The sequence below is a fragment of the Brevibacillus sp. GCM10020057 genome (assembly GCF_042683565.1).
GTDB lineage: Bacteria > Bacillota > Bacilli > Brevibacillales > Brevibacillaceae > Brevibacillus.
In genome coordinates this window covers 1-26,340 of record NZ_JBHUJW010000043.1, presented here as the reverse complement: position 1 = coordinate 26,340, position 26,340 = coordinate 1, and the positions used below count along the sequence as shown (strand labels likewise).

Sequence of the window (26,340 nt, the reverse complement as noted above, 5' to 3'; positions counted from 1 at the left end):
CTTCGTCTTGTTATGGCATCAAGATTATACCATAAGAGCCGACATCCTTGGAATCTATCCTGCTGCTCAATTCTCCATCGTAGACAAATCTCCCGTCGGCAGCCCGAGCTCCCAAGCCTTTAACACGCGGCGCATGATTTTGCCGGAGTTGGTTTTGGGCAGCGTCTGTCTCACTTCGATCAAGCGCGGCGCTGCATGCGCGGCCAGGCGTGTCTTCACGAACTGCTTGATCTCTTCCTTCAGCGCATCGCTTTCTTCGTACCCTTGGCGAAGCGAAATAAACGCCTTGATCACCTCACCGCGCAGCGGATCAGGAACGCCGATGACACCCGCCTCGGCAATAGCTGGATGCTCGACCAGCTTGCTTTCCACCTCAAACGGGCCTACCCGCTCCCCGGACGTATTAATGACGTCGTCCACGCGCCCTTCAAACCAGAAGTAGCCGTCCGCATCCTTGTAAGCGGAGTCGCCGGTCATGAACCAGCCGTTCAGGAAGTATTTCTCGTATTTTTCCAGATGGTTCCAGATCGTGCGCATCATCGCCGGCCACTTCGGCTTGATCGCCAGATTCCCCAGCCGGTTCGGAGGCAGTTCGTTTCCTTCATCGTCCACGATTGCCATCGTGATGCCGGGCAGCGGCTTGCCCATGGAGCCTGGCCGCAGCGGATTACAGCGGAAGTTCGCGCAGATCGACGAGCCGGTCTCGGTCATCCACCAGTTGTCGTGGATGCGCAACTGAAGCACCTCCAGCCCCCAGCGGATGACCTCCGGGTTCAGCGGTTCTCCGGCGGACAGCACATGGCGCAGTCTGGACAGACGATACTTCTGCAGCGGCTGCCGCTCGCCTTTTGCCATCAGCATCCGAAACGCGGTCGGGGCGCTGAACCAGACCGTTACGCCGTACTTTTCCAGCGTAGCATACCATTCATGTGCGTCGAAGCGCCCGCCCCGGATCACACAGGTGACACCATTCAGCCACGGTGAGAGCACGCCAGCCGATGTACCCGTAACCCATCCGGGGTCAGCCGTGCACCAGTACACATCGTCTTCCCGCAGGTCGTACACCCATTGTCCGGCCAGCTTCTGGTGAATCATCGCGTCGTGTACGTGCAGGACGCCTTTCGGTTTGCCTGTTGAACCGGACGTGTAGTTCAAAATCATGCCGTCTTCGCGATCCACCCATTCGATCGTGTACGCATCGCTGGCGTTTTTCATCAGGAGCTTGTACGGAATCTGGTTCGCCTCGGCTGGCTCCGCCGCATCGGCGACAATTACATGCTGCAACTGCGGCAACTCCTTTGTCCGGATGCGAGTTGCCAGCGCAGCCGTCGTGACGACAACCTTGGCACCGCTGTCTTCCAGGCGATCCTTCACCGCTTCCTCCATAAATGCTTCAAACAACGGACCGGCAATGGCCCCGATGCGCAAAATACCAAGCAACGCGATATACAGCTCGGGGCTGCGCGGCATGAAAAGAAAGACCCGGTCTCCTTTGTTCACACCCAGCTTGCGCAAGCCGTTCGCGAAACGCGAGCTGAGCTGCATCATTTCCGCAAAGGTGTAGCTCTCCTCTCTGGAGCCATCCGTGTAATGCAGCGCGACCCGACTGCCCTTGCCTTCCGCGACATGCCGGTCGATCGCTTCGTACACGATGTTCACGTTGCCGGTTTGCGACCAGGTAAATTGCTGTTCGATTTTGTTCCAATCCATCGTTTGAACTGCTTCGTCATAGTTTTGGAGATTTGCCCTGTCATCCAGCATCAAAATTTGGTCTGTTCCCACTTTTTCCACCCCTGGATACACGCAAGTGCGAGTTTTGATCTGTTATATAACATTTTGTTTATTATACAATAACAAACTGTTTTATAACAGACTGTTTTTTTATCTTTCAAAATCGTCTTGCGTCGAATAGAGGCAGACAGGTTGGGGTATTCAAGTGATAATAAATTTTTGACCGGAACCCCTTATGGTAAAAGGAGTCCCGGTCTGCTAAAACACCGGATCATATAGTGGCAGTATCACCTATCCATACTTTCGGTTACTCATGTATTCATCCGCATCTCCCTCCACAAAGCCCCGACCACTATCAGGGTTTTTAGTTTGGTAAAGACGTGGCTTCAATCGTGCCGTGACCTCTAGGGAATACACCTGATATGGGGATGAAGCCCAATATTATATTTTCAGGAGGATTATACAACCTTTAATGGAATACATTCCCGATGGAGGTGTGGGATATGCCGATGTCCGCGTATTATAAAGATTTACGCAAAAAAATCGGAAATGAACTCATTTTCAGCCCTAGTGTCGCAGCCATCATCCGAAACGATCAAGGCGAAGTTCTCTTTATGCTTGATGCCGACACGAAAAGATGGAGCATGCCTGCTGGTGCGATTGAACCTGGAGAAACACCTGCTGAAGCAGTTGTCCGGGAAGTGTGGGAAGAAACAGGACTAAAGGTGAGTGCCAATCGATTGCTTGGCGTATTGGACGGAAAAGATTATCGCTGGATTTATCCTGATGGAAACAAAGTCGAGTATGTGATCTTCGTTTTTGAATGTGAAGTCCGAAGCGGAACTTTACAAGCGATCGACGGAGAGTCAGCAGATTTCAGGTACTTCCCCCCGTCTGCATTGCCTGATCTTCCTTTACCGTACCCCCAAGAGATTTTTTACCCCGGGACAACAGAACGTACTTTCTTTCAAAAAGCATCTTCCGGAAACCATGCAAGTGAGGAGATATAATCGGGATCGTTTTCACAAGCACAACGAATAACCGCTAAAACCTGTTGACATTATAGAACTGCCCCATTGAACTATCAATCCCGTTTGCGCTACCACTATTCTATGTTTTTAGGTTCGCACAAAAGTGAAGTCAATCCGTAGCCTAGACCGAAAATGATCCCGGATGATGCAAAAAATGAGTTAAATAGCAGAGTTTCAGGTGAGAATAAACTGCCGCCTCCAAAAAGCATCAGAATGAGGGCTGTAGGCAAAAGAAAAGTACTCGCACAAAAAATAGGATAAGAAACGAAACGTACGAATTTACGCTTTACTTTTCTTTCTAGCAAATAACAGATCAAAAGATACAGCGGAACTAAGATGATAACATAAGGAATTGAAGTCCAAAACACTAGCGCTTGCTTGTCACCTCCAAGAGTCTCTTTCCAACCTAGCCAAAGAATGCCCTCATAAGAATAAAAGCCAGCCCAGTAAGAAAGAACAAATACCATTATCAATAAAGCATATCTCAACAGTCTCATATCCCCACTCCTTTCATGGCGGTCAAAACCTAAGAAACGTTGAGGATTTTCTTGCATGATCCTGCCAGCCATGTTACATCAGCCAATCCAACATCAGCCATAATATACCAAATTCTCGTGTTTAGAGTCACGGTAACTTTTTTGGCTTTTTCAATCGATCACCTCCCCTATTTATTCGACACTCAAAAAAACTGCGAAAACCACCAAATTGAAAACATTGATTTATCAACGGTTTTGAACGGCAAAAGGGGCGTCTCCAAGTCAAAAAATTGACTTTTGAGACAGCCCCCTTGGATATTCCTTGCCCTTACTGTAATGTTGCGCTCTGCAAACGTTTGATGCAAACGTCATTCTTCTGCCGGCAGCAGGATGATCCTTCCATCTTCCCTCTCGATTCGCAGTTTCCCTCCCGCTCCGATTGCCTCGAGATATTCGCGGGGAATCTGCACGCGGCCCGCCTGATCCAGTACAGCCAGCTCCTCGTGCTCTTCCGCTTCCTGCGGCAGATCGTCATTCTTTCGCCGCAGCAGCTCGCTGGATGTTTTCCCGTCCCGGATCGCCACTACCCGCTCCACCTTGCGAGCCAGAGCCATGTCATGCGTGACGATCACTATGGTCAGCCCAAGCGACCGATTCAGCTCCTGAAACAGGTCCAGGATGAGCGCGGCTGTTTTGGTATCCACGCTGCCGGTCGGTTCATCTGCGAGTAGCAGCTGCGGCTCGTTCGCCAGAGCGATGGCGATGGCGACCCGCTGCTGCTCGCCTCCGGACAGTTCGCTCAGCCTGTTCTTGCGGCGATGGCCGAGTCCGACCAGTTCAAGCAGCTCCACGGCTCTCTCCCGCTTTCGCTTGCCTCCGAGCAGCATGGGCAGCTCCACGTTTTGCTGCGCAGTCAAGTACGGGATCAGGTTGCGGGCGTTGTTCTGCCACACGAAGCCGACCGTTCGCAAGCGGTACTGAACCAGCTCGCGCTCCGTCATGCGGAACAGGTCTTTGCCCGCCACATACAGCTTCCCCGCAGAAGGGCGGTCCAGCCCTCCCAGCATGTTCAACAGTGTCGATTTGCCGCTGCCGCTGTTGCCGATGATTCCCATCAGCTCGCCGCTTTCCACTTTCAGGTCCAGACCTTGCAGCGCCACTACCTCCAGATCGGCTGCCTTGTAAATCTTGACCAGATTTTCGCAAACGATCACGCGATCAGTCCTCCCCCAGCTTCACAGCCTGATGGATTTGCAGTCGGGACAGCATCGCACACAAAATTGCGACACCTGTCAGGAGCGTCAGCCCGACGAACGATTGGATCACCCATTCGTCCCCCTTGTTCGTCACGATCGCGAACGGAGGAACCTGCATCTGTGCCTGCAAATACAGCCCAAGGGCAGGCAGAAACAGCAGATTTGCCAGCTTTCCTGCTGTCATGCCCATGAAAAACGCCCAGCCAAACGTCAGCAGCTGCTCCCAGGCAAGAATGCGAGTCAGCTGACCAAACGGCATTCCCATCGCCCGAAATACTCCGTACTGCAGCTTGCGCGCTCCTAGTGTGAGCACCCAGTACAGGATGTAGCCGAGAAACGTAATCAGCATCGACAAAAGAAACCCGAGCGTAAGAGCGCCGTTCAGCCCCAGGTAAAACGCGCTGTTCTTGAGCTCGATCAGCTTTTGCCTGGCGTTGTCCAGCGAGACGAGCCGAACGCCAAGGCCGGATAGCCCGGCATACAGATCCTCCGAAGACGCGTCCGGCTTCATTTTGAGCCATACTTCATACGGCTCCACGCGCATTTTATCCTGCACAAACGGCAGATTTGCCACGATCAGATACGAATGCTCCTTCTTTCCATACGTCACCTGCTCCGGAACCGGGCTCCACCCTGGCCAGTAGTCGACGATGGCGTACACGATCACTTCGACCTTTCGCGATTGCTTCCACCCCATCTCGATCGTCTGCCCTTCCGAAACGCCCAGCTGTTCCGCGAGGCTTCGCGAAATCACTACAGCGCTCGGCTCCTTCGCCAAAAGATTCAAATATTCGTTGAGATGGTGGGGCAAAAGAGCCGGTTTCCACCAGACGGTCTGCCCAAATTCCTTGGGGTCGATTCCCATCAGCGTCACTTCGGAAACCTTGTCATCGTCATACCGCGCTTCTGCCAGTTCATTCACGTATACTTTGGCAGCGTGCTTTACACCGGGCAACCGTGTGTAGGGCGCAAAATCCGGTTCCTCGTACTGAATGGGAGGGGCCTCGGGAACGTTGACATCCGTCTCTGCCCCTTCTCCCCCGCTGCGCGGCCCCCGGTGCAGCAGCACCTTCACCTCATCGCTGTTCCAATCCGCCTGAAAGCGCACATCTGCACCGTTGCCATAGCGAATCTGCTCCTCGGCATTCTGGTTGATTGTCCGTGCGGTGCTTGCGCTGAACATCCCGACCGCTACCGTTATCGTGACAAACAACATGAGAAACTGGTATTGCCGCGATGCCCTGCCTACCTGAACCAGTGCGGTGTGCAAGGAAAGCGGCCAAATGCGCCGTCCCAGCCGCTGCACCATTCGGATCAGCAAAGGATACAGCCTGAGACAAAGCAGGCCGAACCCGAGCGAGAACAATACAGGCACGAAAAAGAGCAGAAAATCGACAGAGAAAATGCCTTGCCCTTCGTTCCCAGCTCCGCTGTTTTGGCAGGAATACCAGCCGTACCCGGCGATCAGCAGCAGCCAAACATCGAGAAAGAGGCGGTGCCAGATGGATGTTCCCGTCATTCTCGCTGCCGCTTGCTTGTGGGTCACGATGTTTTGCCGCGTAGCCAAGACGACTGCCCCCAGGATGAGAGCGACACAGCCAAGCACCGTCCAGCCGGCGTAGGCAAACACATCGCCATCCAGCGAGATGTCCAGGCTGGTCCGGTCCACAAACTGGAGAAAGCCGTTGGACACGCCGAGCAGCTTGCTTAGTCCGACCCCTGCGAACGGACCGATCAGCAAAGCGACTGCACCGAGTATCACGAGCTCGACCAGATAGATGGCAATCACCTGCATCCGCCCTGCCCCGCGGCTGCCCAGCACGGCAATCTCCGTTCGCTGCCGCTCGACAATCAATCCGGCCACCATGACCAGGTACAATCCGAGCATGACAAAAATGGGAATGTACAACGACCAGAGAATCGTCCTGAACTTCTGGCTTTGTTCCTCGTACTTGTTCAAGATGCTGCTGACAGGGAAGTTGACGCCGAATTCCGACTTTTTCAGCCCTTGCTTCTGCAGATAGCCCTCGATGGCGGGAACGACGGACATGAGCTTTTCCTTGTCGTTGACGCGAAACGACTGGTAGCGGAAGGCCACGTACATCCGCGCAGCTGTTACCTGGTTCTTTTCCTGCAAAAAGGATTGGCGAAACAGCTCGTCATCCAGCACGAAGCCTTTGGTATACTCGCTTGCAGCCGCGAACCAGTACGGATCGTTGCCCGCTTTTTCGGAAAAGGCGCCGACCGGCTTTACCAAAATCGTCTGGCCCTTGGTTTGACCGCCGCGGGTCTGCGATAATTCATAGACACTCCCCAGCACCATCTTTCGCTCTTTCAACGCTTTTTCCGTCACTAACGCCTCGTAGACGCCATCGACCGGCTCTTTTTCCGGGAGCCGTCCATCGACCAGCTCGATATGCTGAGCAAGGCCGCTCAATGCGTAGAGGGGCGCCTCTTCCGCCTGTGCCGGACCTGGTTGCCCGCTCCGGACGGCCGCATACGGAATGGTCCGCAAGACCGTCACGCGGTCGTACAGCGGCACCCCAAGCGAATCGACGACCTGCTCGTCCAAATAGGCGGACACCCGGTCAAACAGCTCGCCATCTCGCTCGTGAAGCTCATTGCGGTTGATCGACACGAGCAATCCGCCGGGGAAATGCTTCACTGTTTGCTGGTAGGCTTCCAGCTCCTTGGTCAACAACCGCTGCAGCACGCCTGCTGTAAAGGCCGGTATGCTGGACACGAGTCCGACGGCAACGACCAGTCCCAATAGCAGGCTGATGGCGAGCCAGCGGTTGTTCAGCAGTTTCCGCAAAATCATTTGCAACATGGCCACTCGCTGTTCCCCCTATTCCAGGATCACCAGCTGACCTTCCGCCAGTCCGCTAATGATCTCTGCCTGCGTGTTGTTTTGGATGCCAATTTCGACATCCACTTCTTTTTTCGTCTTGCCATCCAGCACCTTGACGTACTTCCTGCCCGAAAATTCATGCAGCGCTTGTTTCGGAATGATGAGCGCCTGCTCCTTTTGCTCCAGGATGACTTCGATGGTGACAGGAGTCCCGAGCTGGACGCCCTCCGGCAGCTTACCAGGGAAAATGAGCAAGCTCCGTTGATACAGTTCCGCCACGTCCTCCGGCAATCCGGAAGGGACACTGCGCGGCGTCTGCACCACGACACCTTGTGCCTTCTTTCCTCCCTGAATCGTCAAGGAGACCTTCATCCCTTCCTGCACATCCTTTAGCGCCTCCTTGTCCGGTGCAGAATAGAGGACATGCAGCTTGGTCGGATCACCGACGGTCACCAGCTTCTGGTAAGCGTCCACTTCGTCTCCCACCTGTACATTGCTGACGAACAAAACCGTGCCGTCGATCGGGGAGACGAGCCTGGTTTCCGTCCATCTGCTTTCGAGATTGGCCAACTCGACCTGTTTTTGCTGCAAATTGAGCTTGGCTCGCTCTACCTCGTACTCCCGCTCTTTCGGGTCCTGCAGGGCAGCCAGGGACAGCTTCGCCTTCTCCCACTCGATGGCTGCCAGCTTGGTCTCGCTCGCCTTGGCGTTCATTTCCGCCTCCTGCACATCGAGCTTGGCCTTCTCCACTTCATAAGGACGCCCGCGCTGTGCTTCCAATAGCTCCAGCTTCGCCTTGTCGACCTCGTAGCGCGCAGTTACAATCTCCCGCTCCAGTTCAGCTGCGTCCAGCTCTGCCAGCACCTGTCCCTTTTTCACCTGGTCGCCGCTCTTGACGGAAAACGATTGGAGGCGCAGCCCTTTCGTCTCTTTGAAAAACAGCTCCCGTCTGTCTGCCGTCGTAATCGTGCTGCTTCCCTTTACGCTTTTCACGATCGTCCCGCGCTCTACCTTGGCTACCTCGTACTGAACGGGAGCAGGCTCTACCAGCGGAGGGGCCAGAATCGGTTCCTCCTTGGGAAACAGCGAGCATCCCGACAAAAGCAGCGAAAAGGAAGCCGCCAGCCAGACCGCCCGCTTAGGAATTGGCTTGCTGCCAGCTGCGGATACAACCGTCTTCCAGTTCGTATACATCATCGGCCACCTCCATCACACTTGGGTCATGAGTGGTCATCACAATACTCATCCCGTCTTCCTCCACCAGACTGCGGAACAACCTGCTGATCGCAAGCCCCATCCGGCTGTCCAGCTCCGCCGTCGGCTCATCTGCCAGCAGCAAAGCAGGCCGATGCACGATTGCGCGGGCAATCGCACAGCGCTGCTGCTCGCCGCCGGACATTTCAAACGGGCGATGCTGGGCGCGTTTCCCCAGACCGACCCGCTCCAGTGCCTGCTCGACCCGCTTTGCCCACTCTCTGGAAGATACGCCGGACAGGCGCAGGCTGAATTCCACATTTTCCGCCGCAGACATGAGCGGAAACAGGCCAAAGGATTGGAAGACGAAGCCCATGCGGTTTCTTCTCAGCCAGGTTCGTTCCTTTTCTGACAGGCTGCCGATTTCCTTTCCCTGAAAAAAGACCTCTCCGGCAGTCGGCCGATCCAGTGCGCCCAGCAAATTCAGCAGCGTCGTCTTGCCTGATCCGGACCTGCCCTTGAGCACAACCAGCCTCCCAGCCTGTACCCGCAGCTCCACTCCTTGCAGGGCATGCACAGCAGTCGGGCCAGTTCCATAGAGGCGTTTCACCCCTTTTGTCTCTACAATCGGCTCCAAGATGCTACCCCCACCATTTTCTGACAGAATTATTCGGATATTATCATAACTTAAAAAATAATTTGAATCGATAAAACCATAATAAATGAATGTAAAAAAATATAAAAAACGCGCCACTCTCAACAAAACCGGAGGCTGCTCATCTCCGCATCCTGCTGAAAGGGGCGCATTCCGTCCTCGCCAACCGCATGGAAAAGCTGCTCCGCGCGTGTTGCGGGAACAGCCTGTCTCCTATGCGACCACAAACGCAAATGAGAATGTACGGACCAATGCCGCTTTCTTCTCCGTTGTGCCTTAGCGTCCTGCTCACGTAAACAAAGTCAGCTGCTCATGCTCGCTCAGCCGCAACAGTGAATACGGATCATGATCCCGGAAAAAGGCGTGTTTGATCTCCCGCTCCTTTGTCATGATCAAGGCTTCGCCGCTGGCAGATGCGCGCAAACGACAGCTGTATACGACGGGAAAATAATCCCGGATGAATTTGCCCTCGGCATGAGCGGTCAGGGCAATAAGCTGAAAGCCTAACTCGTTGGCGATGAAGAAAACAGGGTCCAGCACGTGTTCACTGGAGGCCTTGCCGAACGGATTGTCTACGATGACTGTCCGAAAACGCTTGCCCGTTTGCTGGATATGCTGGCGCTTTTCCGCCAGGTAGTTAAGGATACCCAAAAAGAGCGTCATGTTTTTGCTCCACTTTTCCCCGCCGGACCACTTGTTTGAATCTTCCCAGGAGGAGAGCGCCCCGCTCACTTGTCCGTCTTTGCTTACCTTCCGACACTTCACCCGAATGCTGTCATTTCCCATGACGATGCCAAGGAGCGATTTGGACTGCAGAGACGTGTAGATGAACTTCTTCATTTTTCCTGCGTCCTCCTTCCCTTCCGCGTCCTTGTACTCGTCCCCGTCCAGCCGGTTCAGCATCCAGTCGACGTGCTGACGGAGAAGCTGCTTTCCGATCTCCTCTTTCCATTCCGGGACATGGAAGCTGTATACTTCCTTCCTGCCACTCTCCACTTGTACGCTCGTCTTTTTCGGGATCGTCTTCAGCTCGACGGCAATTCGCTGCAAATGGGTGTGCACGATTGTAATGAAATCTTGCAGTTCTTTGTCCCGGCCTTGCAGGTTATCCTCCAGCACCCGGATACTGGTGGCGATCGTCCTGGTCAACGTGTCCGCCCATTCCTGCACCTCGTAAAATTCCTGCTTGTTCTGGATTCCGGCGATGGCTGTATTCCGCAATTTGTGATTTTGGATCTGCCTTTCGCAAAATTGCCTGAATCGGTCCTTTTCAGCCGCGACCTTCCCTAATTCCTGCTGTTCAGCCTCCTGCTTTCGGGAAAGCGCCCGGATTCGCTTTCGCGCGGTGGCCATCCGTTGGTATGGAAAGGCGAGCAGCTCTTCTTCCAACACCGGGACATCCGCAACGGCAGCTTCGGCAAAACGGTAAGCTCCGTTCTTGACCTCCAGTTCCCGGATGGTATCCTCCAGCTCTTTGGCTGCCAGGCGAAGGGTCTGCTTTTGCGTCAGCAAATACTCCTGCTTCGCAACCGTATCCGCTTCCTCCTGGTCCAATCTTTTTTGCACGTCTTCGAGATCGCCTTCAAACGTATCCAGCGGCTCGTCGCCAAATTGCTCCGCGTACTTCTCCTGCAATGTCACCAGGCGGCCGTTTTGTTCAGACAAGCGATTGTTCCGCTCTTCCGTCACGTCGCGCTGGGTTTCGACCCTTTTTTTCAATTCTGCGACCTTCCTGACCGTACGTTCATACTGGACTTCCCCATCCACTGGATAGACGACCGGATGCTCCAACGGCCGAACCAGCTTGACCAGCACCAGATCCATTCCCCGCTGATTCGCCTCGATCTCCTTTTTCAGACGCTCGATTTCCCGCTCCAATTCCGCGCGGCTCGCTTGCCGATCGCGCAACGTATTCGTCAATTCCTCGCGCTCCGCTCGCAATCGTTCAAAGGAGAAACGGGGCGAGCGCGGCTGGAAGTCCCTCACCTGTCCATAGAGCCACTCTCCGCGTAGCTGGGCCAAAGCCATGGCCTTCTCTTCCCGCTCTTCCTGCAGCTCGTATTCCTGCGCGTCCAATGCTTTCAACGCCTTGCCCAGCACTTGCAAGTTTTGCTGCAAAAGCTCCTCCTCGCGCAAGAGCTCATCCTCTTGTTGTTTCGCGTCCTCCCATACTTTTTTCTCCTGCATATACAGCTGCGCCTCTTGCAGGCGATAGCCCAACGTCTGCTCCCACCCTTTTTCCTCGGACAGCTTGTCGCTGTAATGCTTTCTTTCCTGCTCGAGCTTCTTGATTTGCTCCGTATGACTCGCGATTTCCTTCAGACAACGATCTCTGTGCGCCTGGCATTCGTCTCGCTGCCGCGTCCAGTCAGCGTACCGCGTCTGCGGATAGTCTGTATAAAAACGGATAAGCTCATTTTTCAGCTGGTACAGCTTCTGGAATGCGGCCTCCTTGTCTTTGCGTACTTGAATGACTTCAGCTGCTTTTTCCAGCAGTTCCTGCTTCCACTTCTCAAACCGTTCCGGGTCCAGATTGTCCTGCCAATGACTAGGAATGATTTGGCGGTACGAGAATGAATCGTTTTCGCCTGCTTCCAGCCATTTTCGCGCTTCCTGCAAGGAAAGGAGGATGACAGGAGTGCGCAGCAAGTCTGCGTGTTTTTGCAGCTTTGCAGCCAGTTGCTCGATTTCCTGTTCGGTCGCGATCAAAGCTGCGGCCCAGTAGGGGAAACGGGCGGTGAGCGTTTCCAACGCCATCTCCCCGCGCTGCAACACACCCTGGAGAAACTGCGGTCCGGTTTCCAGATAGTGAAACGACTCACTCCATTTGGCAACAAGCGCAGCCAATTCGGGGTCGGCCGCATACACATCGCCCTTCGCGTATTCATCGTGCAGCCTCGTCACTTGCCGCTCCCGCAAGAAGGCCTCTTCTTTCTCCCGCTCCAGAATCGCCGCCTTATCCATTACCGTTTGGGTTACGCTCTCCTGTCTGGTGTAGAGCGAGTCAAGGTAGGCAAGTCTGGGGATCTGTTCGATCAGGCTTGCCAGGACAGCCTTTTGTTGCTTCTCGGCTTCCACGCACTGCAGCATCCAATGATTTGCCTGCTCTTGCCAGGACAAAAGCTCCTTGCGCGTCTCCTCCAGCCTGCCCTCCAGCTTTGCCTGCTGTTCCTCGCACGCTTTGATGTGCTGCTGGTAAAGGCTTTGGTTCTCCTGATTTTTCCTCTGTTCTTCCTGCCAGATAGGGATGCTTTCTTCGACGGTTTCGCGGAGCGGATTGCTCAAAATATTCCCAGCTATTCTCTGCTGGTTTTTGGAAGCGCCTTCCATCCGCTCGCGCACGGCTGCTTGCTTGCGCTTGTTTGCTTCAAGGCGTTCCCGCTCTTGTTCGCTTTCGGTTCGTCTGGCCTTTTTTTGCTGGAGCAGACTGTCCAGCTGGCTGCGGATCATGCTCTCCTGCTGTTTCAACTCTTTTTCCGCCTGGTCGTAATGTCCGCGAATCTCTCGGTTCGTCCGCTCAAGCGCCTCTTTGATCTGGGAAATATCCTGTTCTTCATCCAGCCTCGCGATCAGCGATTCGGCCAGAGCCCGCTTTTCTTCGGCCACCTGCTTTTGTGACTGGTATTTGGCGTATTCCAGTGTGTATTGGTGGTGTTCCGCCCGTTCGGCTTCCTGCGTCAATTTTTCCAGCTTTTGCGATTCCTCACGCCATTCAGTGCCGCATTGCTTCACGACAGCTTCCTGGGCTGCAATATCCCGGGATGCCTTTTTCCGCTGGAGAATATGGCGCTTTCTCTGCAGTTCAGAAAGCTGGCTCTCGATTTTTTCCGCCTCCGCTGTCACCAGCAAAAGCTCGTTACGAGCGTGCTGAAACAGCGCCTTTGTCCATTCCTTTTCCCGTTCGAGCAAGTCTCTCGATTCCTGATACTTGGCAAACACCTGTTGATATTGCTGCACATACATCTCCAGCAGCTGACACTCCTGGATCTGCATACGGAGCTGCTTGCTCTGCTTGAACTGCTCCCGCTGCTTTTCAAAAATTTCCGCGAAGGCCTCGCCATTGTTGCCGTTGATCGCCTCTTCCACCGTAGGGATCAACAGCTGCGACACCAGCTGATCCGTCGTCTTGCAATCGTCGAAAAAAATCTCCACGCCGCCCTCTGCTCCGTTTATCGTTGCGATTTTGCGCCACTCGGCGGGGATTAGCTGGAAATGCTCTTCCAGATAGGCATGGTACTCCTTGATCGTCGCAAACGTATGCGCATTCATATGCCGGGAGCTCATCTGCGCGTAGTATTCCTGCATTTCTCCCTTATCTGCCGGCCGCTTCCGCCCAAACACTCCTTCCTTGGAAAAGGGAATGTCGTCGATCGAATGTGGGCTTCCCTCTTCGTATTCACACACATAGCGCAGCGAATCGAGGTCGTTGTTGTGCAAAAACAAGGTGACAGCGGTCAGGGCGTAACGGCGGGGAGAATCGCCGGTAATCCACTCGATGGCGATATGAGCAGGAGTGCCGGCCAAGGATAACGTCTCCCTGATTTTGCGTCCCGCCAATTCTTGATGCGGCAGCACGGCTTGCAGGGCCGTCTGGATAAAGACGGTTTTCCCTCCGCCATTTTCGAGCAAAATCGCCCCGTTATGCCCGTCAAAGACGAACGTCTCATCGTTATAGCGCTTGCTTCCGCCCTCATAGATCACATTGGTAAAGCGAATTTTGGAAATGACGGGCATTTACGCTCCCTCCTTCTGCTTCTCCAGCCCGGAAATGAAGTCCAGAATCCCCCGGTTGTAATCCGCGTCCATGTAGTACCGCTGAATAATCGTCTTGGCTTTTTCCGTAAGTGTCAGCTCCTGATTCCCCAAATCCGCGATCAGACCTTGCTCCCGCAAAAAGTTCTGGACGAGAGACAAAAATCCCAGGCGGCTGTTCGTCCGTCCATCCTGCTGCCTGGAGGACTCGCGCAAATCATCGATAGCCTCCCATTTCTCCACCAGCAGACTCCAGTTGTACTCATAATCGGCGTCAAGCTGTTGCAACCGCTCCGGGCCGTGCTCCTTCAATGTCTGCATGCGCGCATCGATGCTCTCCAACCAGCTTCCCAAAGTGATGAAGTCCCGCGTCATTTCCGTCGAGTGGTAGCTGTCGTAAAACTCGCCGAACAAAATGAGGATGGCTACGTACATCATGTACAAATCGATGTTTTTTGCCTTGGCGGGCAAGTATTCTTTTTTCAGTGTGGCATTCTTTAAATGGAACGGAGAGCTTACCGCGATCGGGACCATGTACAGCTTGTCCCCTGCCGGGATGACGGCACAATCCACTTCGCGCGCGAACTGCTCCACCAACCCCCTGATCACGTCATTGCCGACGTACATTCTCATGCTTTCCGTATCGGCTTGCCCGTCCCGGCTGAGCTGGGAATAAATGCGAAAGGCGGCCAGCACCTGTTCGTTGTCATACATCGGAACTCTCCTCCCTGCGTAGCTTCATATCTTGTATTTCAAATCGCTTCGTGAGCTGCAGGTGCTCCGCCAGCTCGATTACCTGGATGCGCTGCCCGGGCTGCAGCAGGGCCGTCACTTCCCCCAGCAAATGATGATCTTCCTCTTCTCTCGCCTTTTTCAACGGGGAGCGCTGATGCAGCAGCAGCCAAAAGTCGTAAAAGGAACGATGATGCAACCAGTGCTCGTGTCCGTTTTCCCGCATATGCCGGGCAACTTGCGACAATGTGACCTCTCCTTGCTCGCCGAGAACACCAAGAACATAGCGCATGATTTTACCGAAGTTTTGCTGCTGGACGATTGTCTGCTCCTGCTTCTCTTCTTCCGTTACATCTTCAAAATCGTCCTGACCTTCCTCCTCCTGGTCGCCGCCCACCCGCTGTTTTTCAAACACCGCCAGCGGCGACCAGCCCGAATGCTGCTCCAGTGAAAGAAACGGCACAAGCAATGTTCTCGTCGCGGTCATCGGGAGAGGGGAAGAGCTCAGGCGGGCGACGATTTCCTGGTCAAAATTGAAAGATTGCAAAGCCACATGATAGAGTGTTTCCTGCGCCGCCTGCAGAGCGGTCGTTTTCAGCGCGATGCTGTCTTTCAACAGTTGGGTGTGGGCAAAGTGCACCTCTCCCAGTTCCCGGTCGATCCGCAAAATATACTCGTACGCCCGCTGCTCCTTTTCTCCTTTGCGCTCGTACAGGAGACGCTCTTTCGTTTCATCGACAAACCCTTGCAGCTCGTGAAATTCTTCATGCTCTCTCGTGAGACGCACATGGATGTCTTCAATGACTTGCTTGTAGCGCAAATATGTCTCTTCCGAAATAATGTTGCGCTGCACTTCATGCTTCATCCGCACCATGCGCTCCTGCAAAGCTTCTACATCTATGCGCATCTCGCTGATTTGCCGGAGCGCTCCTGCGAACTCGCCTTTTTCCAGCTGTTTTCGCAGCAGCAATTGATTGATCGACAAATGAAACTCCCGGAAAAACTCCTTGGTGGCAAAAACCAGCTCCAGCCCGTCTTCATCGAGCGAGTAATACTGCTTGTTGGCCGCTATATCTCCCCTCTCCGCTTTCAAGATCGAAAACTCCACCTTGTCCATCTGCCGCGTCTCCCAATTGTAAAAGCTCCGGTAGTTGCGTTTGCCGCTCGCAGGCCGGAATGTCTCCACAATCGTCCGCGCCAGTTTCTCGAATCCCCCATCGTCCAGGTCGATTTCCCCCTGGTTCATCTTCATGAGAAAGGCGGCAAGCTCTTGCACTCCCGTCTTCTTGTTGCGGATTAACATATTTTCAAAAAAGAACAAGAGAGCCAGCAGCCCCAACCCGAACATATCGATGGGCCGCTCCTGCCGATCTTTTTCCCGCTTGGCATCCAGCTTGTGCAAAGGATCAAACAAAGCGAGACGCTGGATACGCTCCTTGTAGCCGTCCAGCACACTTTCCAGCTGCTCATGTTCCACTATCGTTCTCCTCCCATCCCCCTGCTCCCGAAGCGAGCAGCCTGTCCCGCAATGCCTCTGCCGGAATCGCTTCTTGCGGCAAATACTCTTTGTTTGCCAGCAACGCCGAAATTTGCCTGCTTTCTGCGTCCGCAAAGAACGCAGCGAAATGTTCCAGCGCTTTTTTGTTCACGCGTTGTCCTTCATTTCCGCCAGATGGCTCCTGCCCGAGCAATGCCCGGTACAGTTCAACTGCCGGCACTGCCCCGCATTTTTGGAAAAGCGCATGCCAGATCGCCAAGCCTTCATGATCCAGGTCGCCAAAATATTCAAACACATGGCGTGCGTCCCGTTCCACCCCCAGCTGCTCTGACAAGCCGTCGATTCCCGAGACGACCTTCCAGCCCGCTCCGTAAATCAAGGTCGCAAAGGGAAGCGACGTGAGGATGGGCAGTATCGCGTAGTAAGTGGTTTTGTTTTCGACGATCAAGTGGCGGTACGCACCCTGGTTTTCTGCAGCCTGCCGCAGATGGACCGCAAACATAAGCGGATCAGGCATGGTCGCAATCTTCAACTGCTCCCATAGCCCGATCGTCTCCAGCAGTTTGCGTCCTCCCTTCTCATCGATCCACTTTTCGTCCCCCACCAGGTGAAAAGAACGCTCAGGCGCCGTCGCTTCGCTCTGCGGAAATCCCTGCTTGGTGAGATAGTTGTGCACTTGCCGGATGTACGGCAAATCTTTTCTCCATCTCGATTCAGCCAGACGAAAATAGACGTCCAGCCTGATACTCGGATGAAAGTGCAGCTGCGCTTGTTTTATTTCTTGCTTGATCGGCTGCGAAAGCACGGATTTCTGGATGCGGTAAGTCATGGGAAGCGGCGGATTTTTGACGTTCGTCCCGGAACTGCGGACAGGAATGAGAATCTGGTTGTCCAGCAATGCTTGCATGGTCTGGTGAAATTGCAGGTACGTTGTCTGCGGATCAGCCCAAGTTTCGAGCTGGCCGAGGGATATTTTTATGTTTTTACAGGACTTTAGATGCTTGAGAAATGTTTCGTACATCGAATTGGATCACCCTTTTCTATTATAGGGCAAGAGGAGGGCGGGGCAGGCGGGAATTTTTCGGGGGTGGGGGGATTGCTGTTTTTCGTATTTTTTGTTGCTAACCTTAATTCCCAATTCTTCACTTTAAATTCTTCGCCTTCCTCTCAAAATGAACATGCAGCCGATACAAGCAAATCTCCTTCGTCCACGCATACAAAATCTGCTTGTCCTCCGGAGCAATGTCAAGCCGCAAGGAGAACACTCCGTTTTCAAAAGCCGCCAATCCTTTGGAACTGCCGCTCCACTTGCTCATCGGCATATCGGCGATCAATCTCGCTACACCCTCCTGTTGGTAGACCCATAATCGCTGTGAAGACTTGTCCGAGAAATCAATCTGTTTTCGGAACTCCTTTTCCATCAAGTACCCGTGAAAAAATGGCGCCACTTCTTCTGGTGTAACAGGCTGATGCCATCTCTCGCTCCCTCGCCCCAGCATGTAAAGCAGTACAATCATTTTGTAGCTTTTGGACATGCTCGTGCCCTCCAACTCGTACAACCATTGCTCATGCCGATGCAAAACTTCCCGTTCCCGATCGGTCAACTGTCCGGCCCAGTCCAAAAAGCGAATGTACGACTTGAACTCCTGCTTGTACTCCCGGCTGTTTTCTCTACCGTGCAAATGAAGTTCGAGATAGGTTGGGCGACGCCCCAAGTCTCGTTTTACCTCTTCAAAAGCATGCAGCAGCTTTTCTTTCCGTGGCTGCTTGATGCGCGCCAGTTCTTGCAATAGATTGATTACGCCCGTCTCCAATTCGATATGACATGTTTCGGGCAAGCTAGGCTGCCATTCCCTGCTTTTTCCATCCCCGTTGTGATTCATATCAAACAAACTTAGCTTTACATCCGCATTTCGGTAATTTCCGATCAGATCGATGATGGCGCAATACGCTTTGCCAGGATGCAAACGCAGTCCACGTCCGATTTGTTGGGTAAATACGGTCAAGGATTCGGTCGGCCGGACAAACAGCAGGGTGTCAACAGAAGGAATATCTGTCCCTTCATTGAACAGGTCCACGGTAAAAATCACTTCCAGCTGCCCCGCCCCGATCTGCCGGATTGCTTCTGCCCGAGACATTTCCTTTGTTTTTGAGTGAAGGCTTAAAGCCCGAATTCCTTTGCGCTGAAAAAAGGTTTTCAGAAATTCCGCCTGACGGATGGAAGAGCAAAATGCCAATGTTCTCGTCTGTTTGTGCTTGCACCACGCAGCAAATATTTTCTCAGCCATTTCTTCCTTTAATTGTACTTGCATGAGCTCTTCTTCATCATAACGCGTTCCTAGCCAAGTAAGCCCGGAATAGTCGGTGTCGTCATAAACGCCGTAATAAAAAAAGGGAGCCAGCCACCCTCGTTGCACCGCTTCCAGGAAATCCAGCTGGAAAGCAACGTTTCCTTCACACACGGCGTAAATGTCTTTGCCATCCCCCCTGTATGGAGTAGCCGTGATACCAAGCAAGAAGGAAGGACGGAAATAGTCAATGACTCGTTGATAAATGTTTGCTCCCGCATGATGGAATTCGTCCACGATGATCAAGTCGAATTCATCTGGACGAAACGATTTCAGATGTCGCACGGAGCTCAAGGTATAGATTGACGCAAATACAGATGCCGCTTGGCCTTCCTTGCTTTTGCCATCATAAAGCCCGCATGTTCTTTCCGGCATGACTTCCAGAAAGGAGCGCCGTGCTTGATGAAGCAATTCTTCCCGATGAGCGACGAATAGTACCCTTTTGAAGTTTCTGGCGAAAAAAGCGGCCAGATACGTTTTTCCCAGCCCTGTTGCCATCACGACCATCGCTTTGGCATAGCCTTCGCTCACCGTTTTTTCCAATTCTTCGAGAGCCATCTGCTGGGCTGGACGAGGAGCAACTTCCCCATACGCGGGGGCCGCCTCTTTTACTTCGTGGTAACTGGATTCCTCCATGTATTCGGTTGCTGGCACCGTCATTTCTATTTCTTCCGTTTCCGTCCACGGCCTTCCCAATGGCAGAAGTGCTCTGTGGTTATCTTCATACGCTTTTTCATACAACAGAAGTGTCTCGCTGTTAAGTGATACGGTTTGCTCGTGATAAAACAGTTGCAGAAATTGAAGCTGCGCCTCATCAAATGTGATCGGGGAAGTCTTGGCTTCCATAAGAAGATTCCATTCGACTCCATCTGTTAGCGCCGAGCGTGACATGTTAGATGAGCCGACAATCAGTACACCCTCGTCTTCTTGCTCATATTGCATCAATGCTGCCTTGGGATGAAAAGCGGTTCCATTGCTTTGCCACAAGCGCAGTTCCAGTCGGGGATCAATCTGAAGCAACTCCCGCAAAGCACGCGGCTGTGTCACAAATAAATAATCCCCTGCCAACACTTTCACGTCTGCTCCCCGCGTGGCCGCTTCTTTCAGATGCGGATGCAGCAGTCGCACGCCGGACTCCATGACAAACGAAGAGAGAAGAAAAATGCTGGATGATTTTTTCATCTGATGAATAAACTCGGCGAGAAGATTTTCTGTGATGAGTCTTACTTTCGTCATTAATCCTCCACCTCATGAAGAAACAGTCGTTTTTCAAAACCGCCCCGCTTCATGCTTTTGGACAGGCGAATGGATTCAAGCTCTTCGACTGTTGACCCATGACCTTTGGCCAAAGCGTACACAACTTCCAGAACATCTGCCAATTCCTCCAGGCTGTCTTGCGCACTGCTGGCTTCCATGTACTCCCTTACTTCTTCCAGCAGCTTTTCTTGCAGCTTTTTCCGATACTCTTCCTCTGTCAGCACACGGGTCACCGCTCTTTTTCCACTATCTGCGACAATTTCCGGGATAAGGTCCCGAACTAATTTGTTATAAATAGGCATACAAGTCTCCTTTACGGGTAAGGTACAAGATTGGGGATTGCTTTGCGAATACCGCCTCTCGGGTCTTCCATATCCCCCTTGTAGCGGGGAATCAAATGGACATGTAAATGCATAATCGTTTGGCCGCCGAATTCTCCTACGTTGACGCCTATGTTGTATCCGTCGGGCGCAAATTTTTCATCGATCAGTTCTTTCCCTTTTTTCAGAAGATCATGGATCGCCATGACCTCCTCATTCTCCGCATCAAAATAAGTGCAAATATGCCTTTTGGGAATGATCAGCAGATGTCCCCTTTGAACCGGGTATTTATCGTAGAAGCCAACAGCCTTGTCATTTTCCAGGACAATTTCGAGGGATTCTATCTGGCAAAACGGACAAATGATTTCGTGGTGTCCATCCCGTCCTGTCATTGGTCATTACTCTCCTTCCAGAAACACCTTCCTTTTCAGTTTACCAAGTTTAACCGTTTCCTGCATCGATGTATGCCAGTTTCCGAGCGCGCATGCCCTACTCCCATAAAAAAAGGCGATCGGCAGCCGCCCATCACCTGTTTCTGATCCCTCCGATTGAATTGATGCCCTTTTTGTCCTATTCGCCTTGAATCTGAACGACAAAGGGAAACGCCCGCACTTTTCCGTTTTGCTGAAACTCTGCCCAAATTTTGTACACACCGGGCTTCTTGAACTCCGTTTGAAACACAGGCTCTTCCTGGTTGATCGGATGGACGTGCAAATATTGATTCGCTTCTTCGTCCAGGATGACGACATGGCCCATCGCCCCCAGATACGGCGTCAAAGCGGACTGATCCAGCTCAAACGACAGCGTAACCGGCACATTCGTTTTCGACGAACTCATTTTCAGCTTGACGCTCTCTCCCTCAACCGTTTTCTCCAATACGGAATCCGGCTGCAGCGCTTTCCCCGGGACAGAAACGCCGGGATTGCCGACAACGAGCGGCATTGGCTCGACATGATAGGCGAGCTTCTCCGACTTGATGTCAATAAAGGCTCGGTAAAACCCTTCCGGCAAAATATAGCCGACGTGAAATTTTCCTTCCTCGACCTGTTCCGGATGCAAGTGGTAATACTTTTGCAAATGCTCATCGACGACGATCAAATGGAGAAGCTTTTCATGATTGACAACGAGATCATGGACGGCAAGCCCATTGCTGTCTTTCAGGAAAATGTCAATCCCTTCCTTGTCGGATCGGATATACGCGCTCACTTGATTGCTTCCCTCTGCGCCCGCCGCATGTTCATCATGACCGCCCTGACCGTGCTCTTCGCTGCCGCCCTCGTGTTCGCCTGCATTTGTGGCTGCATCATGACCGTCATTGCCATGGCCAGCCCCATCCGCCGCTGCGAGCGGAGCCCCGAAATATCCATCATAGAGGGTATACCCGCCGATCACGATACCAATATAAAGCAACGCTGCAAGAACTGCCTTATACATTCTCACCCACTCCTATATTCCCATTATGGTTTGCGACCTTCTGCCCTTATACAGTAAAACGGCTTTGTGAACTCAATATGAACGAGTCACAGATTGGGTTATTTCATGCAAAAGCGCCCCTTCCCCAGGCGTCCATACAAGCAAGCCTCGTCATCCTTTCATAAAGTATCTCTGGTATTACCATGCGCAAAAGGAGCTGTTCGATCTTCCGCTCCTTTGCAGCCACGTTGGAGGGGAGGAACGCTTTTGAGAAGACAACAGCCAAGCGGCAGCCAGGCCCGGTTCACACCGGAATTTATTAAATGGCTGAAGCAGAACCATGTCTCCCGGCGACTGGTGAGAAAAGATCCAGCGGCCTTGGACTTGTACTATCAGGAATGGATGAAGGCGAAAAGGAAAGAGAGGACGAGGAGACCTGCGCTGCTGCAGATGATCCCCAGCCTGGGCAGCATGGATTTGGGGACCATGGTGGGGAATTTGCAGATCGCGAGAGAAATTTTCAAAGCCTATCAAGCTATTAAAGGAAAAAGTATTTTTCAGAGCAACCGGACTGCATGACCTTCAGGGAGGGTGCATGCTCTCCCTGATGAATCATCCCGGGCCAAACATAAAACTCCTTGTAACATTTTGGCTATCTGGACAGTCAAAGGTAGTGAATATACATGAAGGCGAAAAAGGCAATCGCACTTGGCAACAGAAAGGAAGAAACGATGATGAAAATGTGGAACCGTATTTTTAGCGTGGCGATCGCGGGAGGCATCTTGTTGTCCGGAAACCCGCCTGTCACTTTGGCAAAGGAGCCGGATGTCGTTGTCAAGATCAACGGCGTCGTTCAATCGTTTGATACAGCACCCATCATCAAAAATGGACGAGTCCTCGTACCGTTTCGCAAAATTTTTGAAGTGATGGGAGCACAGGTAGACTGGGACCCGAAAAACCGAATGGTGACCGCCAATAAATACGGCACGCAGGTTGTGCTGCGCATCGGTGACCCGACCGCCTACATCATTGATTCGACGACCGCCAAAAACTTCGAGTCGCCCGTCAAGCTCGACGCGCCCACCGAGATCAGCAATGGCAGAACCCTTGTCCCGCTGCGTTTCGTATCGGAAAGCTTCAATGCGCAAGTCGAATGGGCAGCAAAGGAGAGAACGGTGTCCATTTCCACGGCGGAACCAGCCGCCTTCCTGACAGACAAAGGCCTGGAGCAAGCGATCCGCAATACGCTGAATAAACCGAACGGACCTCTGACCAAGGAAGACATGGCCAAGCTGGAGTACTTGAACATCATGAGCGCTTCTGTCGATCTAAAAGGATTGGAATTTGCGACGAATCTGAAGCATCTGTTCCTCAACGCCAATCAGGTGGCGCACCTGGAGACCATCAACTCGCTTGCTGCTTTGGAGGAACTCTCCCTGGACAACGTACAGACAAAAGACATCGGTTTCCTTGCTGGCCTGCGTCATTTACATACGCTGCGAATTTCCGGCGTGCCCGTTTCGGACATCACTCCGGTAGGGACCCTTCCCGCACTGGAGAGCTTGACGATTGCTCAGGCGCCTGTTCAGGATATTCGTGCGCTGTCCGCCTTGAATCAGCTGGAGACGCTTGATCTCGAACAAAACCAGATCACCGATCTTTCGCCCTTGCAATCGTTGACCCAACTGAAGCGTCTGGCTATTTATAAAAATCCTGTAAAAGATGCTTCTCCCCTGCAAAATTTGACGTCTCTGACACATCTGCACCTGGCAGACACGGCCATCGCCGACGGCACCCCGTTAGCCGGGTTGACAAATTTGCAGGAGCTGGGGATACCTTATTCGCATTTGAAGAGCATCGAGTTTGCCACGAATCTGACCCAGTTGCAAATCCTGCACGTAGCCGGAAACCAGATTCAGTCCGTGCCCTCTTTCTCCAACCTGAAGCAGCTCAACACGCTCTTCCTGGATGAAAACCCGATCCAGGATATCGCTTCGCTGGCGGGCCTTCCTGCATTGGAGAAGCTGTACATCAACAATACGAAAGTTTCTGCTATCGACGCCCTGGCTACCCTGCCTTCGCTGAAAGAAGCAGGACTGTTTCAAATCCCGATCGATTGGAACAAGAATGCAGCAGCCATGAGCATCCGCAAACAGCTGGAACAAAAAGGCGTCGATGTTCGATTGTAATGATGTAATGGACAGTGGCCTCGTGGTTGTCACGAGGCCGCTCGTCCTGATTGCGGAAATGATTTCTTGCGATGGAGAGATGCCAGTAAAACATGCATCACATGGCAAGCGAGCCCATCATACCCGCCACACCATGTAAAGTCGTTGACGTCACTGTCCACTCATGAACGAATGGAAACTCATCCGGAAATCCATGACAAATTTTTCCTCTCATGCAGACAGTCAAACACACATTTCTCAGCATTTCCATATCTGTCATATTCCCCATGAAAAAGCAAATCATATCCTGTCTGGGAAGTCGGCTGCTCTGGCCAACCCGCTTGGACCCATATGCCTTGAAACTGCTTGGCGAAAAGGAGTTGAGAAGTTGACACGCTCAGCGAAAAGCACCTTCACCAGCTCTATGAAAATCGACGTCCTGATCCCAGCTATTGCGAAAGACCTTGGCACTCTTCCCTATGTGATTGACAGCATCCGTAAGCAAGTGAAGCATCCGATCGGCAAGATCATGGTCGTATCGCCACCAAGCAAACGAATCCAAGCCCTTTGCCGCCGCAAAAACTGCATCTTCGTCAATGAAAAACGCGTCCTGCCGATTGCCAAAAAAGACATTCGCTACCAAACCAAACGCGCCAATCGCTCCGGCTGGCTGCTCCAGCAATTGTTGAAGCTCGCGGGAGGAAAATTGACCAAGCGACGGTATTATCTTGTGATTGACGCCGACACCATTCTCATCCGCCCCCACATCTTTCTCGTCAACGGGAAAACCGTTTTTTACTGCCGCAACTGGAGCCGTCCCGAGTATTTTCGCACCTACAGGAAATTATTAGGAGTCAAACCAGCCGCCAAACGCTCTTTCGTTGCCCACTATATGCTGTTCGACAAAGCGAAGCTCTCCCACCTGAAGCGTAAAATTGAAGCCAGGCATAAGACCAGGTGGTACTGGGCCATTATCAAGAAGACCAACAAGAAGAGCTATGCTGGCTTCTCCGAGTTCGAGACTTACGGTAACTTTGTGAAAGCACACTACCCCGGTCATCTGGTTGTAAGAAGCTCCCTGAACAAAAGCCTCTCTTCAAAACCGGCATCCCTCACTCGTAACCGAATCATCCAGCTGGCCCGGAAATACAGATCCATCTCCTTTCATAAACGCAGCTGGTATATCCGGAAGAAGCGCGCGAGAAAATGAAGAACTGCGGAGTCAAGTGTCTGCGGCAATCATTGATGTCTCGGGACATTGCCGCACAGAAAAGCCCTCTAGCGGATCGCTCTGCCAGAGGGCTTCGTTGTTCATCCATGCCCATTTCCCTCAAATAATGAATGGCCAATAAAGAGTCTCCTTTATTGTTTTATGGGTATGATCTTATGGGTTACAGGTTCCCAATCATATAAATCTGTTCGCACATGTTTGACTCCTTCTGTCGAGTAATTGAGAACACTCACCCACAACTTTGGACTATTATATGCAAAATCCAAAACATTTCGATTCGGAAGCTCTTCTGTGGTAATTTTATCGATCTCGATTAAACTGACTTCTTTGTACTTGAATGAGGTACCCCATAGTAAACCAAAAGGTACAATTCCCCACTATAATCTTCGTACTTGTCTAGGATACCGAAGGAAGAAGCGTTTGTTGGTCCATATTGCCACATATCTATCTTGACTACATTCCTATCCTTTTTTCCCAAAAGGGCATAGGTTGGATTTACTGCTTTTTGGTAATGCGTTAACAAATAAAGATCATCGTCTATTTTGTCGATTGCATCCATAACACCTGTATCAAACACTTCAAATTCTTTAGGAATCATGGCATTACATGAAGGATAATTTCCTACCTCACGAGAGTCAGCCGCAGCATATGAAATGTTATTCATGAATAGAAGACTTGTAAGTAAAAAGGCTAGTTTCAATTTCATTAAGAGTTTCCTCCTAAATTAGGCATCAGGTAAATTTTAACGCTATGGTGAGTGACTTTGTAGTAAGTATGTTGAATCCGATGAGAAAAATAGACCTTAGTGATTCAGCAAATTGCCAAATTGCGGGAATTTTCCTTTCGGTTACTCTTTCATTAAATGAAAAATGCCCCCAACAGATAATCTGCCAGAGGGCCTCACTTTTAATCGCGCTTACGTTTTCGACGCAGATAGGGATAGCCTGCTTTCACCAGCCACGCCCACACCGTGTGGTCCGCTTCGATGACCAGATCCTGGTCAGAGCAGCTTTATCGGCTTGTCCATATTAGTTTAGCGTATCTTTGTTGGGGCTCTTTTCAATTTTAGTCCCAAATCATAGGTCTTTCCAAACCAACCATTCTTAAGTATTGTAAAAATTGACCTGCATGGACAGCATCATGGTAGGCAATCCGTAAAAGCATGTCGCCTAAATATCGCTGATAGCCGACATCACTTCGGTCAATCAGTCTCGACTCTAACTCTCCTATGGAGAGGGATCGAACATAATCTATAAAATCGGTAAAATATAATTCTGATAATTCTATCTCCTTTTTTCTGTGAAAATTCCTAATGCCTTAGTATTGAAGTAAGGAATGGAATTCACCTTCCGAATGATTCGCTAACCTGAAAAAAGACAATAGAATGCCCGGGACATCCATTATACGGATGCCTGTATAATCCGCAA

The 26,340-nt window shown here is 52.0% G+C and carries 19 protein-coding genes and 1 pseudogene; 4 read left to right on the top strand and 16 right to left on the bottom strand.

Translation table 11 applies throughout. From position 1 onward, the window contains the following. Nucleotides 1-66 precede the first annotated feature (66 nt). A complete protein-coding gene (acsA, locus tag ACFSO0_RS13680) occupies nt 67-1,761 on the bottom strand; it encodes an acetate--CoA ligase (protein ID WP_376883190.1) in 1,695 nt (564 codons plus the stop codon). 473 nt (nt 1,762-2,234) lie between these two features. Here acsA and ACFSO0_RS13675 point away from each other — a divergent pair, with 473 nt between their 5' ends. After that, entirely contained in the window at nt 2,235-2,741 is a 507-nt protein-coding gene (locus ACFSO0_RS13675) for an NUDIX domain-containing protein (RefSeq protein WP_376881212.1), read from the top strand. A gap of 95 nt (nt 2,742-2,836) precedes the next feature. Here ACFSO0_RS13675 and ACFSO0_RS13670 read toward each other — a convergent pair whose 3' ends face one another. The 13 genes from ACFSO0_RS13670 to ACFSO0_RS13610 all read right to left on the bottom strand — a co-directional run bounded on the left by ACFSO0_RS13670 (nt 2,837) and on the right by ACFSO0_RS13610 (nt 21,535). After that, nucleotides 2,837-3,316 (bottom strand): hypothetical protein, encoded by a 480-nt coding sequence (locus ACFSO0_RS13670; protein WP_376881211.1) that lies wholly within the window; start codon nt 3,314-3,316, stop codon nt 2,837-2,839. 290 nt (nt 3,317-3,606) lie between these two features. Continuing rightward, nucleotides 3,607-4,452, bottom strand: coding sequence for an ABC transporter ATP-binding protein (locus ACFSO0_RS13665; protein ID WP_376881210.1), 846 nt, complete (start codon nt 4,450-4,452; stop codon nt 3,607-3,609). 4 nt (nt 4,453-4,456) lie between these two features. Next, complete coding sequence (locus tag ACFSO0_RS13660) at nt 4,457-7,324, bottom strand: FtsX-like permease family protein (protein ID WP_376883188.1); 2,868 nt, start codon at nt 7,322-7,324, stop codon at nt 4,457-4,459. Nucleotides 7,325-7,342: 18 nt separating this feature from the next. After that, nucleotides 7,343-8,542 carry an efflux RND transporter periplasmic adaptor subunit gene (locus tag ACFSO0_RS13655; RefSeq protein ID WP_376881208.1) on the bottom strand — a complete coding sequence of 400 codons (1,200 nt, stop codon included), beginning with the start codon at nt 8,540-8,542 and terminating at the stop codon, nt 7,343-7,345. Beyond that, nucleotides 8,484-9,176 (bottom strand): ABC transporter ATP-binding protein, encoded by a 693-nt coding sequence (locus ACFSO0_RS13650; protein WP_376881206.1) that lies wholly within the window; start codon nt 9,174-9,176, stop codon nt 8,484-8,486. The genes ACFSO0_RS13655 and ACFSO0_RS13650 overlap by 59 nt, the downstream gene beginning before the upstream one ends. Before the next feature lie 306 nt (nt 9,177-9,482). Then, nucleotides 9,483-13,928, bottom strand: a complete 4,446-nt coding sequence (locus tag ACFSO0_RS13645) for a coiled-coil domain-containing protein (RefSeq protein ID WP_376881205.1) — start codon at nt 13,926-13,928, stop codon at nt 9,483-9,485. Then, the gene (locus ACFSO0_RS13640; protein WP_376881203.1) at nt 13,929-14,660 is read right to left on the bottom strand and encodes a DUF6063 family protein; all 732 of its coding nucleotides are present in this window, start codon (nt 14,658-14,660) and stop codon (nt 13,929-13,931) included. Further along, nucleotides 14,653-16,155 carry a replicative DNA helicase gene (locus ACFSO0_RS13635; protein WP_376881201.1) on the bottom strand — a complete coding sequence of 501 codons (1,503 nt, stop codon included), beginning with the start codon at nt 16,153-16,155 and terminating at the stop codon, nt 14,653-14,655. The genes ACFSO0_RS13640 and ACFSO0_RS13635 overlap by 8 nt, the downstream gene beginning before the upstream one ends. Further along, on the bottom strand, nt 16,145-17,197 hold the full coding sequence (locus tag ACFSO0_RS13630; RefSeq protein WP_376881200.1) for a Wadjet anti-phage system protein JetD domain-containing protein: 1,053 nt from the start codon (nt 17,195-17,197) through the stop codon (nt 16,145-16,147). The genes ACFSO0_RS13635 and ACFSO0_RS13630 overlap by 11 nt, the downstream gene beginning before the upstream one ends. A gap of 121 nt (nt 17,198-17,318) precedes the next feature. Beyond that, complete coding sequence (locus ACFSO0_RS13625) at nt 17,319-19,760, bottom strand: DEAD/DEAH box helicase family protein (protein WP_376881198.1); 2,442 nt, start codon at nt 19,758-19,760, stop codon at nt 17,319-17,321. Next, a complete protein-coding gene (locus ACFSO0_RS13620; RefSeq protein ID WP_376881197.1) occupies nt 19,760-20,083 on the bottom strand; it encodes a nucleoside triphosphate pyrophosphohydrolase in 324 nt (107 codons plus the stop codon). The genes ACFSO0_RS13625 and ACFSO0_RS13620 overlap by 1 nt, the downstream gene beginning before the upstream one ends. Nucleotides 20,084-20,094: 11 nt before the next feature. Then, nucleotides 20,095-20,493: an HIT family protein gene (locus ACFSO0_RS13615; protein ID WP_376881196.1), complete on the bottom strand. Its 399-nt coding sequence runs from the start codon at nt 20,491-20,493 to the stop codon at nt 20,095-20,097. A 178-nt stretch (nt 20,494-20,671) separates the two neighbouring features. Next, entirely contained in the window at nt 20,672-21,535 is an 864-nt protein-coding gene (locus ACFSO0_RS13610; protein WP_376881195.1) for a hypothetical protein, read from the bottom strand. A 246-nt stretch (nt 21,536-21,781) separates the two neighbouring features. Between ACFSO0_RS13610 and ACFSO0_RS13605 the strand changes: the two genes are divergently transcribed. The 3 genes from ACFSO0_RS13605 (at nt 21,782) to ACFSO0_RS13595 (ending at nt 24,892) form a co-directional block, all read left to right on the top strand. After that, complete coding sequence (locus ACFSO0_RS13605) at nt 21,782-22,093, top strand: hypothetical protein (protein ID WP_376881194.1); 312 nt, start codon at nt 21,782-21,784, stop codon at nt 22,091-22,093. A gap of 104 nt (nt 22,094-22,197) precedes the next feature. Beyond that, nucleotides 22,198-23,703 (top strand): leucine-rich repeat domain-containing protein, encoded by a 1,506-nt coding sequence (locus tag ACFSO0_RS13600; RefSeq protein ID WP_376881192.1) that lies wholly within the window; start codon nt 22,198-22,200, stop codon nt 23,701-23,703. 367 nt (nt 23,704-24,070) lie between these two features. Further along, the gene (locus tag ACFSO0_RS13595; protein ID WP_376883186.1) at nt 24,071-24,892 is read left to right on the top strand and encodes a DUF6492 family protein; all 822 of its coding nucleotides are present in this window, start codon (nt 24,071-24,073) and stop codon (nt 24,890-24,892) included. Nucleotides 24,893-25,226: 334 nt separating this feature from the next. On the opposite strand, the gene ACFSO0_RS13590 is transcribed toward ACFSO0_RS13595, so the two are convergent. After that, a complete protein-coding gene (locus ACFSO0_RS13590; protein ID WP_376881191.1) occupies nt 25,227-25,619 on the bottom strand; it encodes a hypothetical protein in 393 nt (130 codons plus the stop codon). Between the two features lie 359 nt (nt 25,620-25,978). After that, nucleotides 25,979-26,209, bottom strand: a pseudogene (locus tag ACFSO0_RS13585) (DinB family protein); the annotation flags it as partial. Nucleotides 26,210-26,340: the final 131 nt, after the last annotated feature.

Coding starts and splice junctions, on each gene's coding strand:
- ACFSO0_RS13630 (WP_376881200.1), bottom strand. CDS start 17,197: ATGTACGAAACATTTCTCAAGCATCTAAAGTCCTGTAAAAACATAAAA.
- ACFSO0_RS13590 (WP_376881191.1), bottom strand. CDS start 25,619: ATGAAATTGAAACTAGCCTTTTTACTTACAAGTCTTCTATTCATGAAT.
- acsA (WP_376883190.1), bottom strand. CDS start 1,761: ATGCTGGATGACAGGGCAAATCTCCAAAACTATGACGAAGCAGTTCAA.
- ACFSO0_RS13655 (WP_376881208.1), bottom strand. CDS start 8,542: ATGATGTATACGAACTGGAAGACGGTTGTATCCGCAGCTGGCAGCAAG.
- ACFSO0_RS13660 (WP_376883188.1), bottom strand. CDS start 7,324: ATGTTGCAAATGATTTTGCGGAAACTGCTGAACAACCGCTGGCTCGCC.
- ACFSO0_RS13675 (WP_376881212.1), top strand. CDS start 2,235: ATGCCGATGTCCGCGTATTATAAAGATTTACGCAAAAAAATCGGAAAT.
- ACFSO0_RS13640 (WP_376881203.1), bottom strand. CDS start 14,660: ATGTATGACAACGAACAGGTGCTGGCCGCCTTTCGCATTTATTCCCAG.
- ACFSO0_RS13670 (WP_376881211.1), bottom strand. CDS start 3,316: ATGCAAGAAAATCCTCAACGTTTCTTAGGTTTTGACCGCCATGAAAGG.
- ACFSO0_RS13610 (WP_376881195.1), bottom strand. CDS start 21,535: ATGTATAAGGCAGTTCTTGCAGCGTTGCTTTATATTGGTATCGTGATC.
- ACFSO0_RS13600 (WP_376881192.1), top strand. CDS start 22,198: ATGAAGGCGAAAAAGGCAATCGCACTTGGCAACAGAAAGGAAGAAACG.
- ACFSO0_RS13615 (WP_376881196.1), bottom strand. CDS start 20,493: ATGACAGGACGGGATGGACACCACGAAATCATTTGTCCGTTTTGCCAG.
- ACFSO0_RS13620 (WP_376881197.1), bottom strand. CDS start 20,083: ATGCCTATTTATAACAAATTAGTTCGGGACCTTATCCCGGAAATTGTC.
- ACFSO0_RS13645 (WP_376881205.1), bottom strand. CDS start 13,928: ATGCCCGTCATTTCCAAAATTCGCTTTACCAATGTGATCTATGAGGGC.
- ACFSO0_RS13625 (WP_376881198.1), bottom strand. CDS start 19,760: ATGACGAAAGTAAGACTCATCACAGAAAATCTTCTCGCCGAGTTTATT.